The 15,378-nt window shown below is 46.3% G+C and carries 16 protein-coding genes; 9 read left to right on the top strand and 7 right to left on the bottom strand.

Annotated features, from left to right (window positions below):
* Nucleotides 1–14 precede the first annotated feature (14 nt).
* The 6 genes from oppC to EDC16_RS08130 all read left to right on the top strand — a co-directional run bounded on the left by oppC (nt 15) and on the right by EDC16_RS08130 (nt 4,780).
* Nucleotides 15–935 (top strand): oligopeptide ABC transporter permease OppC, encoded by a 921-nt coding sequence (oppC, locus tag EDC16_RS08155; RefSeq protein WP_132967241.1) that lies wholly within the window; start codon nt 15–17, stop codon nt 933–935.
* 9 nt (nt 936–944) lie between these two features.
* Nucleotides 945–1,922 (top strand): oligopeptide ABC transporter ATP-binding protein OppD, encoded by a 978-nt coding sequence (gene oppD / locus EDC16_RS08150; protein WP_132967239.1) that lies wholly within the window; start codon nt 945–947, stop codon nt 1,920–1,922.
* A gap of 9 nt (nt 1,923–1,931) precedes the next feature.
* The gene (gene oppF / locus EDC16_RS08145) at nt 1,932–2,924 is read left to right on the top strand and encodes a murein tripeptide/oligopeptide ABC transporter ATP binding protein OppF (RefSeq protein ID WP_132967237.1); all 993 of its coding nucleotides are present in this window, start codon (nt 1,932–1,934) and stop codon (nt 2,922–2,924) included.
* A gap of 60 nt (nt 2,925–2,984) precedes the next feature.
* Complete coding sequence (locus EDC16_RS08140; protein WP_132967235.1) at nt 2,985–3,983, top strand: substrate-binding domain-containing protein; 999 nt, start codon at nt 2,985–2,987, stop codon at nt 3,981–3,983.
* 127 nt (nt 3,984–4,110) lie between these two features.
* Nucleotides 4,111–4,470, top strand: a complete 360-nt coding sequence (locus tag EDC16_RS08135) for a type II toxin-antitoxin system RelE/ParE family toxin (RefSeq protein WP_132967286.1) — start codon at nt 4,111–4,113, stop codon at nt 4,468–4,470.
* Nucleotide 4,471: 1 nt separating this feature from the next.
* Nucleotides 4,472–4,780, top strand: coding sequence for a helix-turn-helix domain-containing protein (locus EDC16_RS08130; protein ID WP_132967233.1), 309 nt, complete (start codon nt 4,472–4,474; stop codon nt 4,778–4,780).
* Nucleotides 4,781–4,886: 106 nt separating this feature from the next.
* Here EDC16_RS08130 and ftsH read toward each other — a convergent pair whose 3' ends face one another.
* Complete coding sequence (gene ftsH / locus EDC16_RS08125) at nt 4,887–6,860, bottom strand: ATP-dependent zinc metalloprotease FtsH (protein ID WP_132967231.1); 1,974 nt, start codon at nt 6,858–6,860, stop codon at nt 4,887–4,889.
* A 59-nt stretch (nt 6,861–6,919) separates the two neighbouring features.
* Nucleotides 6,920–7,549 carry a 23S rRNA (uridine(2552)-2'-O)-methyltransferase RlmE gene (rlmE, locus tag EDC16_RS08120; protein WP_132967229.1) on the bottom strand — a complete coding sequence of 210 codons (630 nt, stop codon included), beginning with the start codon at nt 7,547–7,549 and terminating at the stop codon, nt 6,920–6,922.
* Between the two features lie 186 nt (nt 7,550–7,735).
* Here rlmE and yhbY point away from each other — a divergent pair, with 186 nt between their 5' ends.
* Nucleotides 7,736–8,035: a ribosome assembly RNA-binding protein YhbY gene (gene yhbY / locus EDC16_RS08115; protein ID WP_132967227.1), complete on the top strand. Its 300-nt coding sequence runs from the start codon at nt 7,736–7,738 to the stop codon at nt 8,033–8,035.
* Nucleotides 8,036–8,110: 75 nt separating this feature from the next.
* Here yhbY and greA read toward each other — a convergent pair whose 3' ends face one another.
* The gene (gene greA, locus EDC16_RS08110; protein ID WP_132967225.1) at nt 8,111–8,590 is read right to left on the bottom strand and encodes a transcription elongation factor GreA; all 480 of its coding nucleotides are present in this window, start codon (nt 8,588–8,590) and stop codon (nt 8,111–8,113) included.
* A 460-nt stretch (nt 8,591–9,050) separates the two neighbouring features.
* Between greA and dacB the strand changes: the two genes are divergently transcribed.
* Nucleotides 9,051–10,511: a serine-type D-Ala-D-Ala carboxypeptidase gene (dacB, locus tag EDC16_RS08105; RefSeq protein WP_132967223.1), complete on the top strand. Its 1,461-nt coding sequence runs from the start codon at nt 9,051–9,053 to the stop codon at nt 10,509–10,511.
* Between the two features lie 31 nt (nt 10,512–10,542).
* On the top strand, nt 10,543–11,040 hold the full coding sequence (gene tpx, locus EDC16_RS08100; protein WP_132967221.1) for a thiol peroxidase: 498 nt from the start codon (nt 10,543–10,545) through the stop codon (nt 11,038–11,040).
* Between the two features lie 40 nt (nt 11,041–11,080).
* Here tpx and rnd read toward each other — a convergent pair whose 3' ends face one another.
* The 4 genes from rnd to tsaB form a co-directional block, all read right to left on the bottom strand.
* Nucleotides 11,081–12,241 carry a ribonuclease D gene (rnd, locus tag EDC16_RS08095; protein WP_132967284.1) on the bottom strand — a complete coding sequence of 387 codons (1,161 nt, stop codon included), beginning with the start codon at nt 12,239–12,241 and terminating at the stop codon, nt 11,081–11,083.
* Between the two features lie 30 nt (nt 12,242–12,271).
* Nucleotides 12,272–13,960: a long-chain-fatty-acid--CoA ligase FadD gene (gene fadD, locus EDC16_RS08090; protein WP_132967219.1), complete on the bottom strand. Its 1,689-nt coding sequence runs from the start codon at nt 13,958–13,960 to the stop codon at nt 12,272–12,274.
* Between the two features lie 67 nt (nt 13,961–14,027).
* Nucleotides 14,028–14,576, bottom strand: a complete 549-nt coding sequence (locus EDC16_RS08085; protein WP_132967217.1) for a Slp family lipoprotein — start codon at nt 14,574–14,576, stop codon at nt 14,028–14,030.
* A gap of 52 nt (nt 14,577–14,628) precedes the next feature.
* A complete protein-coding gene (tsaB, locus tag EDC16_RS08080) occupies nt 14,629–15,375 on the bottom strand; it encodes a tRNA (adenosine(37)-N6)-threonylcarbamoyltransferase complex dimerization subunit type 1 TsaB (protein ID WP_176551969.1) in 747 nt (248 codons plus the stop codon).
* Between the last annotated feature and the right edge of the window lie 3 nt (nt 15,376–15,378).

The following is a 15,378-nucleotide window of genomic DNA, read 5'->3' as shown; positions in this document are numbered from 1 at the left end:
GGGAACGCTGTACTATGTTAATTAAACAACAAAACACCGAAATGGTCGAAAAACTCGCCAATAATTTGGCACAACAACAAGAAGTGGAAGGGCGTAGCTTATGGCAAGACGCCAAACGCCGTTTCTTCCATAATCGAGCCGCATTAGTCAGCCTGTTTATCCTGTTGCTGATCACATTATTTGTGATTTTCGCGCCAATGCTGATGCCGTTTCCGTTTGACGAAACCGATTGGAACATGATGTCCGCGCCGCCGGATATGGAAAGCATGCACTATTTTGGCACAGACTCTTCCGGCCGTGATTTATTGGTGCGAGTTGCTATCGGCGGGCGAATTTCACTGCTGGTCGGGGTTGCCGGCGCATTAATTGCGGTGTTGGTCGGCACGCTGTACGGGGCAACATCGGGCTATGTCGGCGGCAAAACCGATGCGGTGATGATGCGGATTTTAGAAATTCTTAACTCTTTTCCGTTTATGTTCTTTGTGATCTTGCTGGTCACCTTTTTCGGGCAGAATATTCTGTTGATCTTCGTTGCCATCGGCATGGTGTCGTGGCTGGACATGGCGCGGATCGTGCGTGGGCAAACCTTAAGCTTGAAACGCAAAGAATTTGTCGAGGCGGCCATTGTCTGTGGCGTGCCGACCCGTCAGATTATCTGGCGCCATATCGTGCCCAATGTGTTGGGCGTAGTGGTGGTGTATGCTTCGCTGTTGGTGCCGGGTATGATTTTATTTGAATCCTTCCTCAGCTTTTTGGGCTTAGGCACGCAAGAACCGCTGAGCAGCTGGGGCGGCTTGCTCAACGACGGCGCACGTTCGATGGAATATATGCCGTGGCTACTGGTTTTTCCGGCACTATTTTTGGTCACAACCCTGTTCTGTTTTAATTTTATCGGCGATGGCCTGCGTGATGCCCTCGACCCGAAAGATCGTTAAGGAAAGATGATGACAAAACCTAATTTATTACTTGATGTCAACGATCTGCGTGTCATTTTCAAAACCCATGACGGCGATGTCACTGCGGTCAACAATTTAACCTTTGCGCTGCAAGCCGGGCAAACGCTGGGGATTGTCGGCGAATCCGGCTCCGGCAAGTCACAAACGGCTTTTGCGTTAATGGGGTTGCTCGCTGACAACGGACGAGTTGAAGGTTCTGCCAAATTCAACGGCGAAGAGATTCTGAATCTGCCGAAAAAAGCGCTGAACCGGCTGCGTGCCGAGCAGATTGCGATGATTTTCCAAGATCCGATGACCTCACTCAATCCTTATATGAAAGTCAAAGAGCAGTTGATGGAAGTGCTGATGCTGCATAAAGGGCTTGATCGCAAAACAGCTTATCTAGAATCGCTGGCAATGTTGGACGCGGTGAAAATGCCGGAAGCCAAAAAACGCATGGAGATGTATCCACACGAATTTTCCGGCGGCATGCGACAACGGGTGATGATCGCGATGGCGCTGTTGTGCCGTCCAAAACTGTTGATTGCCGATGAACCGACCACCGCACTTGATGTAACCGTGCAGGCACAAATTATGTTGCTGCTAAATGATCTGAAACAGGAGTTCAACACCGCAATTATCATGATCACTCATGATTTGGGTGTGGTTGCCGGAATTTGTGACAATGTGTTGGTGATGTATGCCGGACGCACCATGGAATATGGTTCTGCCGAACAAATTTTCTACCAGCCAACCCATCCGTACTCCATAGGATTGATCAATGCAGTACCCAAACTCAATGAAGAGTCGAATACCTTGATTACGATTCCCGGCAATCCGCCAAATCTATTGAATTTACCGCAAGGCTGCCCGTTTCAGCCACGCTGTCGCCATGCCACCGCACAATGTGTGCAGGCACCACCTTTACGCCGCTTTGACGGCAATCGCCTGCGGGCTTGTTTTATTCCGATTGCGGAAATGTCGTAGGAGTAACCGATGCAACGTGAAAATAACAACAATTTATTGCTCGAAGTGGATAATTTAAGCGTCCATTTCAAAATTAAAAAAGATAAAGGTGCGCTTTTCAGCAAAGCGCAAACGCTGAAAGCCGTGAATCAAGTGTCGTTCAAACTCTATCAGGGCGAAACACTGGGCGTGGTCGGCGAATCCGGTTGTGGAAAGTCCACCTTGGCTCGTGCCATTATCGGGTTGGTCAAATCCGCCGGTGGCAAAATGCTGTGGCTGGGAAAAGATTTAAGCAGCCAAAACAGCAAACAATGGAAAGCACTGCGTAATGATATTCAGATGATTTTTCAGGATCCGCTGGCATCGCTTGACCCGCGCATGACCATCGGCGATATTATTGCCGAGCCGTTAAAGGTTTACCAACCGCACTTGAAACGCCACGAGATTAAGCAGCGAGTGCAGAATATGATGGAGAAGGTCGGGTTGCTGCCGAATCTGATCAACCGCTATCCGCACGAATTTTCTGGCGGACAATGCCAGCGGATCGGTATTGCACGCGCCTTAATTATCGAGCCAAAGCTGATCATCTGTGACGAACCGGTGTCGGCATTGGATGTTTCAATCCAAGCTCAGGTTGTCAATCTGCTGAAATCGTTGCAACAAGAGATGGGGCTTTCACTGATTTTTATCGCCCACGATCTGTCGGTGATCAAACACATTTCCGATCGCGTGTTGGTGATGTATTTGGGCAATGCGGTGGAGCTGGGGGATTATCGTTCCGTTTTCCAACACACCAAACACCCTTATACCAAAGCGTTGATGTCTGCGGTGCCGATTCCCGATCCGAAGCTGGAACGCAATAAGCAGATTCAGCTGTTGGAAGGCGACTTGCCTTCACCGATTAATCCGCCGTCCGGCTGCGTGTTCCGCACCCGTTGCCCGATTGCCGACAGCCACTGCACGTTGGATAAGCCGTTATTACTCGGCGAACCACAGCATTTGGTCGCCTGCTTTAAAGTGTAAACCTGCACCGCACTTTGATACTGCTCAATCAGCAAAGTGCGGTCAGCCATATGGAAAGCTATGCAACATAAACGACCGGTTCTGCAAGACATCGCCAACCATCTCGGCATCACCAAAATGACCGTGAGCCGCTATCTGCGCGATCCTAAAACCGTCGCCCCTGCCACGCGAGAAAAAATCGCAGCTGCAATCGAACAGTTCGGCTATATTCCCAATGTCGCCTCACGCATTATGTCGAGCGCCAAAAGCCATGCCATCGGTGTGTTAGTGCCATCGCTGACCAACCAAGTGTTTGCCGATGTGATCAAAGGCATTGAATCGGTGACCGAGCTGTCGGGCTACCAAACGATGCTGGCACATTTTGGTTACTCACCTGAAATTGAAGAGCAGCGGATTCGTTCGTTACTCTCGTATAATGTTGATGCGCTGATTCTGTCAGAAAACGTGCACAGCAAACAGGCACTGAAAATGCTGCAGGTTGCCAATATTCCGATTATCGAAATCATGGATCTGAAGCATAGTAAACCGGTGGCGCAAGCCGTCGGCTTTGATAATCGCTTGGCATCACAACAGATGACCGAAGCCATGATTCAGCAAGGGCGCAAAAATATTGTTTATTTTGCCGCACGGATGGATCAGCGTACTCTGCAGAAGATTGAGGGTTATGAAAAGGCGATGCTACAACATCGGTTGCAGCCCTATAAGCTGCTTACCGAACAAGCATCATCCTTCAGTTTAGGTGCACAGCAGTTGCGGCAAATTATCTCACAACGCCCAAATACTGACGGCATTTTATGCACCAATGACGACTTGGCAATCGGTGCGGTATTCGAGTGCCAACGACAAGGTATTCCGATCTCACAACGCATCGCCATCGCCGGTTTTCACGGCCACAACGTTGGACAAGCGATGACGCCACAGCTTGCCTCAGTCATCACTCCCCGCTTTGAAATCGGCAAAATTGCCGCCCAAGAAATCATCGACCGCCTAAACGGCATCACCATCGCACAGGAAATTATTGATACCGGCTTTAAAATTCATTTAGGTGAGAGTTTATAAGCGCAGAGTGGCTGTAATTTTACTGAGAAAATCTTCAAATTATCCCTGTAGATAAGTCAAAATAACGATTGACTTATAAGTTTCAGCTTATAAAATAATTATAAGCTGAAACTTATCGAATGGAATGATGAAAAATATAGTCCACTGGGTAGTAATTACTACTGAGCGTTTTGATACATGGTTACTAGCGCAAGATGAAGATACTCAAGATAGCGTGCTCGCTTACCTTCACCTCTTAAAGAACGAAGGGCATAAGTTATCACGACCTTACGCTGATACTATCAAAGGTTCTAAATATGCTAATATGAAAGAATTGCGTATTCAACATCAGGGATCACCACTTCGAGCATTTTTTGCATTCGATCCGCTTCGTCAAGCAATTGTGTTGTGTGCTGGCGATAAAAGTAATGATAAACGATTTTACGAAAAAATGATCCGTATCGCAGATAACGAATTCACCAATTACTTGAAAATGCTAGAGAAATAATATGAAAAAATATATTACATTAGATGAAATAATGGCGAGATTGCCAGCTGAACGCCAAGCTAAAATTCATGAGAAAGCACAAGAATTAATCCTTGAAGTTGGTCTATCTCAATTGCGGGAAGAAATGGAGCTTTCTCAAAAGGACTTGGCGCAAGCGCTTGGAATATCTCAGCCTGCGGTCGCTCAAATTGAACAACGAGGCAATGAATTAAAACTTTCCACTTTAAAACGTTATGTTGAAACAATGGGGGGTAAACTCAGCCTTGCGGTCGAAATGCCAACAGGAAATAGTCACATTTTTCATATTTAGTCATTGAATATTAATAAAAATTTGCCCCTAGTCAGTTGGTTATTAAATCAACTTTTTAGGGGCAGATTAATATTTCAGATTTTGATAGCTATCAACCGAACAGAACTTAGGCTTTATTTTCCGGATTTTGGTCATCGTCACTGTCAGAGATGATTTCCTCTTCCAGCTCAGTTGGTTTTTTCACCTCATCCGCTTTATCCTGATCCTTTGTAGATTGATCCTTTGTAGCTTGCTCTGATTTGGCTTTAGTATCTGCTTTTTCGTCACCTTCCCAGCCCGGTGGTGGCGTCACTTCACGACGTTCCATCAACTGGCGAATCTGCTCTTCTTCGATGGTTTCATATTTCATCAACGCATCTTTCATTGCGTGTAAAATATCCATGTTGTCCAACAGAATCTGTCTGGCACGCTGGTAGTTACGCTCGACAATTTGACGGACTTCTTCATCAATCAAATGAGCGGTTTCGTCAGACATATGCTTGGCTTTCGCCATTGAGCGTCCCAAAAAGACTTCGCCATCGTCTTCAGCATATAAAATCGGCCCTAATTTATCGGAGAAGCCCCATTCAGTGACCATTTTGCGCGCAATATTAGTGGCAACTTTAATATCGTTTGAAGCACCGGTAGAGATATTTTCCTCGCCGTAAATCAGATCTTCTGCCAGACGACCTGAATACAGCGTCGATAGTTTACTTTCCAGTTGCTTATGGCTGATACTGACCTGATCCCCTTCCGGCAAGAAGAAGGTTACCCCTAGCGCCCGTCCACGTGGAATGATGGTCACTTTATGCACCGGATCGTGTTCCGGTACTAAATAACCGACAATCGCATGTCCTGCTTCATGATAAGCCGTCGATTCTTTCTGTTTCTCGGTCATAATCATGGTGCGACGTTCCGGTCCCATATTGATCTTATCTTTGGCTTTTTCAAACTCGACCATGGTCACGATACGTTTATTATGACGTGCCGCAAACAGTGCCGCTTCGTTGACTAAATTAGCCAAATCCGCCCCGGAATAGCCCGGCGTACCCCTTGCAATCACCATTGGATCAACATCCGGTGAGACCGGTACTTTACGCATGTGTACTTTCAAAATATGCTCACGACCACGCACATCCGGCAGACCGACAGTTACTTGACGGTCAAAACGTCCCGGACGGGTCAATGCCGGATCCAGCACGTCAGGACGGTTGGTTGCGGCAATCACGATCACACCGGAGTTGCCTTCAAAGCCGTCCATTTCAACCAACATTTGGTTCAAGGTCTGTTCACGTTCATCATGTCCGCCGCCCAAACCGGCGCCACGTTGACGGCCAACCGCATCAATTTCATCGATAAAAATCAAACAAGGTGCGGCTTTTTTGGCTTGTTCGAACATATCACGCACCCGTGATGCCCCAACCCCGACAAACATTTCGACAAAGTCCGAACCGGAAATCGTGAAGAACGGCACTTTTGCTTCGCCGGCGATCGCTTTTGCCAGCAAGGTTTTACCGGTTCCCGGTGGCCCGACCATCAAAATGCCTTTCGGTATTTTACCGCCCAATTTTTGGAATTTACTTGGATCGCGCAAAAAATCGACTACTTCGCCAACTTCTTCTTTGGCTTCATCACAGCCTGCAACATCGGTAAAACGGGTGGTATTCTGCTCTTCGGTCATCATGCGGGCTTTGCTCTTGCCAAAGCTCATGGCTTTGCCGCCACCGCCTTGCATCTGGCGCATAAAGAAAATCCAAACACCGATCAACAACAGCATCGGGAACCATGAGATCAAAATTTGTGAGAATAAGCCGCGTTTTTCCGGCGGAGTGCCTGACACTTTGACATTTTTTTGAATTAAATCATCCAAAATTTTGGCATCGTAAATCGGCATGACAGTTTGGTATTTATCACCATTACTTTTGGTCACGGTAATTTGACTGTCATCAAAACGTGCTTCAGTTACCTGATTATTACCCACATCAGAAACAAATGCGGTGTAATCCACGCCACTTTTAGCTTCTGAATCGGAATTAAAACTTTGAAACACGGACATCAGAATGACACCGATTACCGTCCACAAAATTAAGTTTTTTATCATGTCGTTCTTCAAGGCTCAACCTCATTTATCCTTGTTTAACAAATCGGTAGCATAGATTACTATAATTTGTAACCGGTTGCCACAATATATACTTCTCGCGAGCGGCCACGAGAGGCTTCAGGTTTCCGCACTTTCACCACACCAAACAGAGAGCGAATCTCTCTCAGGTATTCGTCGAAGCCTTCTCCCTGAAAAACTTTTACTACAAAACTGCCTTTGTTTGCCAACACTTGACGGCACATGTCCAGCGCAAGTTCCACCAGATACATCGCCCTCGGAATATCCACCGACGGCATACCGCTGAAATTTGGCGCCATATCCGACAACACTACATCGACTTTGCCGTCACCGACCCGTTGCAGCAGCGCTTTCAACACGCTTTCTTCGCGGAAATCCCCTTGTAGGAAATCCACACCGGCAATTGGATCCATATCCAGGATATCACAGGCAATCACTCGCCCCTGACTACCAATCTGTTTGACCACATACTGCGACCAACCACCCGGCGCGGCGCCCAAATCGACCACTGTCATATTCGGTTTAAACAAGCGATCCGTTTGCTGAATTTCGTCCAGTTTAAAGTAGGCGCGCGAACGCAACTTTTGTTTATGTGCTTTTTGCACAAAGTGATCTTTAAAGTGTTCATTTAACCAGCGAGTCGAGCTGGCAGAACGTTTTTTCTTTCCCATTTTATTTATCTCTTGAGATAATTACCTAACTCAAGCGGTAATTATGTTAATATGGCACTTAAATTAATAGATTCAAGTCTAAATAATCAATTATTCAAACTTTTCTATTGTGATGTAACAATGTAGCTTTAGTATTTAACCTAAGCCTGCGTTACAAGAATTATACCTACGTTAAAAGGATTTTTTATGGCAATCAACTTAACCACAAAACAAAAACAGTATTTAAAAGGCTTGGCACACAATTTGAAACCGGTTGTAATGCTCGGCGCCAACGGCTTAACCGAAGGTGTTGTTGCCGAAATCGACAATGCCTTGAACCATCATGAACTGATTAAAGTGAAAGTTGCCGGTGCCGAACGTGAAACCAAGCAATTAATCATCGATGCGATTGTGCGCGAAACCTCTGCCGCTGCCGTACAACTGATTGGTCATATTTTGGTGTTATATCGTCCAAGCAAAGAACCGACTATCAGACTCCCTAAATAATACAACTTAAATAACACAACTCACTACTGGCAGATCGGGCTAATAGCCGACCTGCCAAACCGCACTTTACATATTTTATGCCTGATAAAGCACATCAACGATATCAAATTCTACTTTGCCGCCCGGGGTGGTGATCGACACGCTGTCGTCAATTTCTTTGCCGATTAAACCACGTGCAATCGGCGAATTCACCGAAATCAGACCGCTCTTGATGTCCGCTTCATCGTCACCGACAATTTTATAGCTGACTTCTTCTTCCGTATCCAGATTCACCAATACAACCGTCGCGCCAAAAATCACTTTGCCGTTATTTTTCATCTTGGTGATGTCAATAATGTGGCAGTTAGAAAGTTTGCCTTCAATATCCTGAATTCGTCCTTCACAAAATCCTTGTTGTTCCCTTGCCGCGTGATACTCCGCATTTTCTTTTAAATCGCCGTGCTCGCGCGCTTCGGCAATCGCTTTGATAATTTCCGGACGGCGGACGTTTTTCAAAAATTCCAGCTCTTCTTTTAATTTTTCCGCACCCTGTACGGTCATCGGAATCTGTTTCATAATTTTTCCTCTGTGATCATTTTTATTTTTTACAGACAAAACAAAACCACAACATAGTTTGTATGCTGTTAGACTGCTGACAAAGGTTAAAATATACGATTAATATTGTAAAAGTAGGGGCGGATTATATATCCGCCCGAACCGCAATTCGCATTTTTTCTTTATTGATTAAGTGCTTATACCGCACTTCGCAAACGGGCGGATATATAATCCGCCCCTACATTGCCTCATCAAATATCTTTGTCAATAATCTGACAACATAGTTTGTATGCTGTAGTGATTTGCTTGTTCACCATGCCTTATAAAATGGCTTGTTAGATGCCTTTCAGCACGATTTACACTGTATGACAATTTGCCGTGAAATAATCATTTACCTCGTTGGCTGATGGCACTATTATGGACATCTTATAAAAAAAGGCAACCCCAAAAATAACGCTCAACATCCGTCACTACTCAAACTATGAAACGATTCCAACTTCAATCGACTGCATTCAAAAATATTGCATTTTCACTACTTGGACTGGCTTGGTTAAATGCCGCACCTGCCCAAGCCAATGTCAATCTTAACGACTATATTTCCTACTTGCCGACCGGTGCCAGCGTCGGTTTTGCGGCGGAAAATTTGAACCGGCAGCAAACCATTGCTGACTACAATCAGCAGATCTTGATGTTGCCCGCCAGTACGCAAAAAGTGTTTACCGCACTTGCGGCCAAATTAACGTTAGGTGATGAATTTCAATTTGCCACCGATTTGGTCAGCAGCGCCAAAATTAGCAACAAAACCCTGCAAGGCGATTTAAGTATTCGCTTCAGCGGCGACCCAACCTTGCGCAGTGGTCAGCTTTATCAACTTCTGGCACAACTGAAACAGCAAGGCATTGATACCATCAACGGCAATATTGTGTTGGACACCAGCATCTTTAACAGTCACGATCGCGGTTTGGGCTGGATCTGGAACGATTTGACCATGTGTTTTAATGCACCACCTTCCGCTGCCAGCATTGACGGCAACTGTTTTTCAGTGGAGCTAAATGCCAGCGGAGCGATCGGCGAACTGGTGCAAGCCAGCGTGCCGTCGCATTTTCCGGTGCAAGTTTTCAGTCAAGTGCGGATCGTATCAGCACAAGAAGCAGCAAATTGCGCTTTTGATGTTGTGGTCAATGATAATAATCGCTACACCTTAAAAGGCTGTATTGCACGACAAAGTAACCCTTTTGGCCTCAGTTTTGCCGTGCAGGATACCGACGCCTATGCGATCGCGATTGTGATGAATCAACTGCAAAAATTAAAGATTAATGTCAACGGTCAAATTCGCTTGGCGCTGCAACCAACTAACGGCACGATTCTTGCCAGCCACTATTCCAAACCACTGCCGGATTTATTGAAACAGATGATGAAAAAATCCGATAATCAAATTGCAGATAGCCTGTTTCGTCGGATCGGGTATCAATATTACCAAAAACCGGTTTCCTTCCAGCAAAGTGCACTGGCAATGCGGCAAATTCTCAGCAAGCAGGCGGAAATCGATTTCGGCAACAGCCAAATCGCTGACGGTTCCGGTTTGTCACGCCAAAATCTGATTAGCCCCGCGGCACTGTTGCAAGCGCTGGATTATATTAGCCGCCATGAAGATACGCTCGGCTTGTTGGATACCTTTCCGATCGCCGGGCAAGACGGCACGCTGAGCGGACGCGGCTCGATGGGCGAAGCTCCGCTGGCAAAAAACCTGATCGCCAAAACCGGCGCATTAAAAGGGGTTTATAATCTTGCCGGATTCATGCAAAATGCCAAAGGCGAACGTATCGCTTTTGTCCAATTTATCAACGGCTATTCAACCGGTGACTTAGAAAGCCGAACCAAGCGAAGTCCGTTGGTGAACTTTGAAAAAGGCGTGTTCAACGCACTTTATCAAAACCCGTGAGTTAACCCTTAAATACCCAAAGGAGAACAGGATGACAACAGTCAATTTAGGTGGCAATCCAATCGAAGTGAACGGTCAATTTCCATCCGTCACAACACATGTTGCCGATTTCAGCTTAACGGCGACCGATTTAAGCGAAGTAGCGCTGAGCCATTACAAAGGCAAACGTAAAATTTTAAATATTTTCCCAAGCATCGATACCGGCGTTTGTGCCACTTCAGTCAGAAAATTTAATCAACAGGCTTCCGGTTTAGACAACACTGTGGTGTTGTGCATTTCTGCCGATTTGCCTTTCGCCCAAGCCCGCTTCTGTGGTGCAGAAGGGTTGGAAAATGTGGTCTCATTATCCAGTTTCAGAAACCGCACTTTTGCCGACGCTGTTGGTGTAGCCATTGTCAGCGGTCCGTTGAGTGGTTTAACCGCCAGAGCAGTGATTGTGCTAGATGAAGCCAATACGGTTCTACACAGTGAATTGGTACCGGAAATTAAACAAGAACCCAATTATGAAGCCGCATTAGCTGTGCTGTAAAGAGTATCGGTCGGACAGGATATTGCCGTCCGACCTTTTTCTAGCGGCTAGTTTCGGTTTGCAGCAATGATAGCAACTGCTGTCCATAAGGTTTGCGCCAACCTTGTAATAAACGGGGTAATTTTTCCGGATTGGATTGCTCAGTCCAGACCCATTTAATCAATTGATGTAACAACTTTCGACTTGCCAGCTGCTCTTTGCTCAACTCTGGTGGACAGATCTCGCTCGCTTTATGTTGCAATGCTCGCAATGTGCTTTTATAACGTGGTAAGGTTGCAATTTGTTCAATCGCCGGCGGATATTGATCGGCTTCGACTTTTTGCGCCAAGGCAATAATTTGCAGAATTTTTTTACCATGCCGACGAATCTCATTCGGGTGAAATCCCAGATCAAGGAATTCTGCAGTATGCTTAACCTGTGATTCAGCCGCCTGGTACAGCGCCTGCTCTTTCACCACAAAATTCAGCGCAAGATCCCGCTCTATCGCCATTCTCATGCGCCATTTTGCCAGCCATTTCAGGCTCAATAAACGTTCACCGTGCAAACGCCAAGCGTTGCCGATTTTCAGATAGGCATTTTCCGGATCATTCGGTTGCTGTGCCCGCTTGAGCAAAAATTCACACTCTTCCACAACCGCACTTTGCCACTCGGTTTGCGCCAACAACGGTTGCATTTTTTCAAACAACGGCAACAGATACCAGACATCAGCTGCCGCATATTGCAGTTGCTGTTCCGATAACGGACGCGCCAGCCAGTCGGTACGCGAAGCGCCTTTATCCAACTCCAGATCAAAAAAGTGCTGTACCAATTTGGCAAAGCCGCTGGAAGTGGAAAAACCAAGAAAATCGGCAATGATCTGAGTATCCAGCATCGGCTGTGGTAACTGTTTGAAATAATATTGAAAAACTTCTAAATCTTCACTGCACGAATGTAACACTTTGGTGACGGCTTGATCTGCCAACAATTCTCTAAACGGCGCAAGATCCGGCAGTGAAAGTGGATCAATCAAACTCAACCTTTCGCCGTCATAAAGTTGTATCAAGCCCAATTTCGGATAAAACGTGCGGGTACGGATAAACTCGGTATCCAGCGCCACCACCGCTTTTTTTCTTGCGTTGTCACACACGGTTTGCAATAACTCGGCACTGTCTACCCATTGATAATTAAGCACTGACCGCACTTGCCCATTTTGTTGTTGCATATGATTCATTCTCTACTGCTTTTATTATTTTTACTGCTTTGCAGTGCGTTTCGCCAGTTCTTCATCTCGAACCACTCGACGTAAAATTTTGCCGATGTTGCTTTTCGGCAATTCATCTCTGAATTCAATTTCGCGTGGCAATTTGTAACCGGTTAAATACGCACGGCAATGCTTGCGAATCTCGTCAGCAGTCAAGCTTTCATCACGTTTGACCACAAACACTTTCACTGCCTCACCGGTCTTGACGTCCGGCACACCGATTGCCACCACTTCTAACACTTTGTAATTCAGCATCACCACATCTTCAATTTCATTCGGATACACATTGAAGCCGGAGACAATGATCATGTCTTTTTTGCGATCAACAATTTTCAAGTTTTTGTCTGCGCCCATCACCACGATATCGCCTGTTGCCAGCCAACCGTCTTGCAACACTTCAGCCGTCGCTTCCGGACGTTGCCAGTAACCTTGCATCACTTGATCACCTTTGACCCAAAGCTCACCGCGTTCACCCAGTTGTGCTTCGGTGCCATCTTCTTTGATAATTTTGATATCGGTATTCGGAATCGGCACCCCGATATTGCCATTGTGCTCGGTCGATTGTGGCGGACAAGCAGCAACCAGCGGCGAACATTCGGTCATGCCGTAGCCTTCAATAATATTGTTGCCGGTCAGCGCATGCCAACGTTCTGCCACCGCTTGATTAACCGACATTCCGCCGGCAACCGATAATTTCAGCGCAGAAAAATCCAACTCTCTAAAATTTTCATTATTCAACAATGCGTTGAACAACGTATTTACCCCTGTCAACGCCACATACGGATGGCGTTTCAACTCTTTGACAAAACCATTGATATCGCGCGGATTGGTGATCAGCACGCCGGTCAATCCTAATTCGATAAACAGCAAGCCATTCATAATCAAAGCAAATGCGTGATAAAGCGGCAAGGCAATAATCGCTTCGCGTACCGGTGAGTCTTTAACAAAATCATTGGCAATCCATTTCGCTTGGAAAATATTGGTCAGGATATTTTTATGACTCAGCATCGCCCCTTTTGCCACGCCGGTGGTTCCGCCGGTGTACTGTAAAAAGGCCAGATCATCCGGAGCCACTTGCGGCTTCACATATTGGCGCATTTTGCCGATGCTCAATACTTCACGAAATGTCACCGCACCGGGCAGTTTATATTTAGGCACCAGTTTTTTGACGTATTTCACGATAAAATTGACTAAATTGCGTTTGCCGAACGACAATTGATCGCCCATACGGGTCAAAATCACGTGTTTGACATCGGTTTGATCAACAATGCTTTCTAATGTTGCTGCAAAATTGGACACCACCACAATCGCCACGGCGCCACTGTCTTGCAGTTGGTGTTCCAATTCACGCGGGGTGTAGAGCGGATTGACATTGACCACAATCATGCCGGCACGCAGCACACCGAACAGCGCAATCGGGTATTGCAACAGATTCGGCATCATCAACGCTACTCGATCGCCTTTTTTCAGTTTTAATACATTTTGCAGATAGGCGGCAAACGCTCGACTGCGCTCCTCCAGTTTACGTATTGTCAGCGTCTTCCCCATATTAATGTAGGCGGCTTGATCCGGGCGTTCTCGCACTGCATTTTCAAACATTTCCAGCAAAGAGCGGTATTTATCGGTTTTAATCACACGCTCAGCCCCTTCCGGGTAATTATCGAACCAAATTTTTTCCATGGGATTCCTTTATTATTTCTCTATTGGTGTTTTTGTTATTTTTGTTAGTTTTATTAGTTTTGTCAATTCATCTTAATGCCGGACGCGGATAGCGGGTCGGTATCGGACCGAAAAATCGCCCGTAGCGCCGCCCTTCCCAATAATCCGCCCACTCGTCTTCGTCATAATAATATTCAATCACTTGCTGCCAAATATGGTAGTCCTCTACTTTGATTTTTGGATAAACATACTGCGCCTGATCAATTTTACCGTCCTGCCTACCGCTCAAAATTCCTTTTACAGTAATATACTGATCTTGTAGGCTGAGCGGATCGACAAAGCCGTTAAGCACAGCGATAAAACGTCCGTCACTTTGCGAAGCTAGAATCGGCTTCGCCGTAAAACGGTCAACCGCCATACTCAGCACTTCAATTTCAGTCTGCTGCGCCTGTGCAGTTGCCCGAATCACTTTGCCGCCCAACCGCACTTGCTCACAATTGCAGACAAAATCTGCAGTTTGCAGCGCCTTATAACTGATTATCGTATTGTCACGTTCCAAGCCCTGTGGTGCAAGCTGACAAGATGCCAGCACCACACTTGCAAATCCCGGCACAATCCATTTCAATATTTTCATCATTTGCCTCCTAAGCTAGGGTCTGTTGATCTTTGTTTATAATTTGAGCTATAGACTATTCTCGACCCGGCAGCTTTTTCCAGGTGACTTGGTTGCGTAAATAGACCGGTTCAATCTGCAACGCACTGTAATAGCGCTGTTGCTGCCAATTTAATTGTGCCAACGGTAGCATATAGCGGGCTGATGGCAATAAAATCTCACATTTTTTTAACAAAATGTGAGATTGCTCAAATTGCGCATACGCCCCCCAGCCGCTGCCGACACAGACCGCACTTTGCTGCGCTTGGAATATTTCAGTTTGTTGCAGTTGCTGCAACTGTTGTAACACCGCTTCCGGCGGCAACACCTGTTCTGCAATGATGTGCTGCCAATCGGCATACTCGTTGCCGTCAAGCAGCTGTGGCTGATAACGCAAGGCAGAAAAATAGACTTCGTTCATACGGGCATCAATCGCCGACAATACGCTGGTTGCCCCCAGTGTTTGATAAGCCTGCTGCGCCATGGCTGTCAAATTCGACACCGCAATCACCGGCAAATCTGCCCCCAGCGCCAGCCCCTGCACAATTCCACAGCCGATCCGCACCCCGGTAAAACTGCCCGGCCCACGCCCGAACACCAGCGCATCAACCTGTTTCAGGCTGATCCCCGCTTGCGCCAACACTTCGTCAATCATCGGTAAAATCCGCCGCGTGTGCGCTTTTGGGCTCAGTTTGTCTTTTGCTAATATTTCTCCATTATGCAATAACGCCACCGAACAGGCTTCGGTCGCCGTGTCTAATGCCAATAAGGTTGTTTTTATCATTTT

The organism is Testudinibacter aquarius (assembly GCF_004342725.1).
GTDB lineage: Bacteria > Pseudomonadota > Gammaproteobacteria > Enterobacterales > Pasteurellaceae > Chelonobacter > Chelonobacter aquarius.
This window is presented reverse-complemented; position numbering and strand designations above follow the sequence as displayed.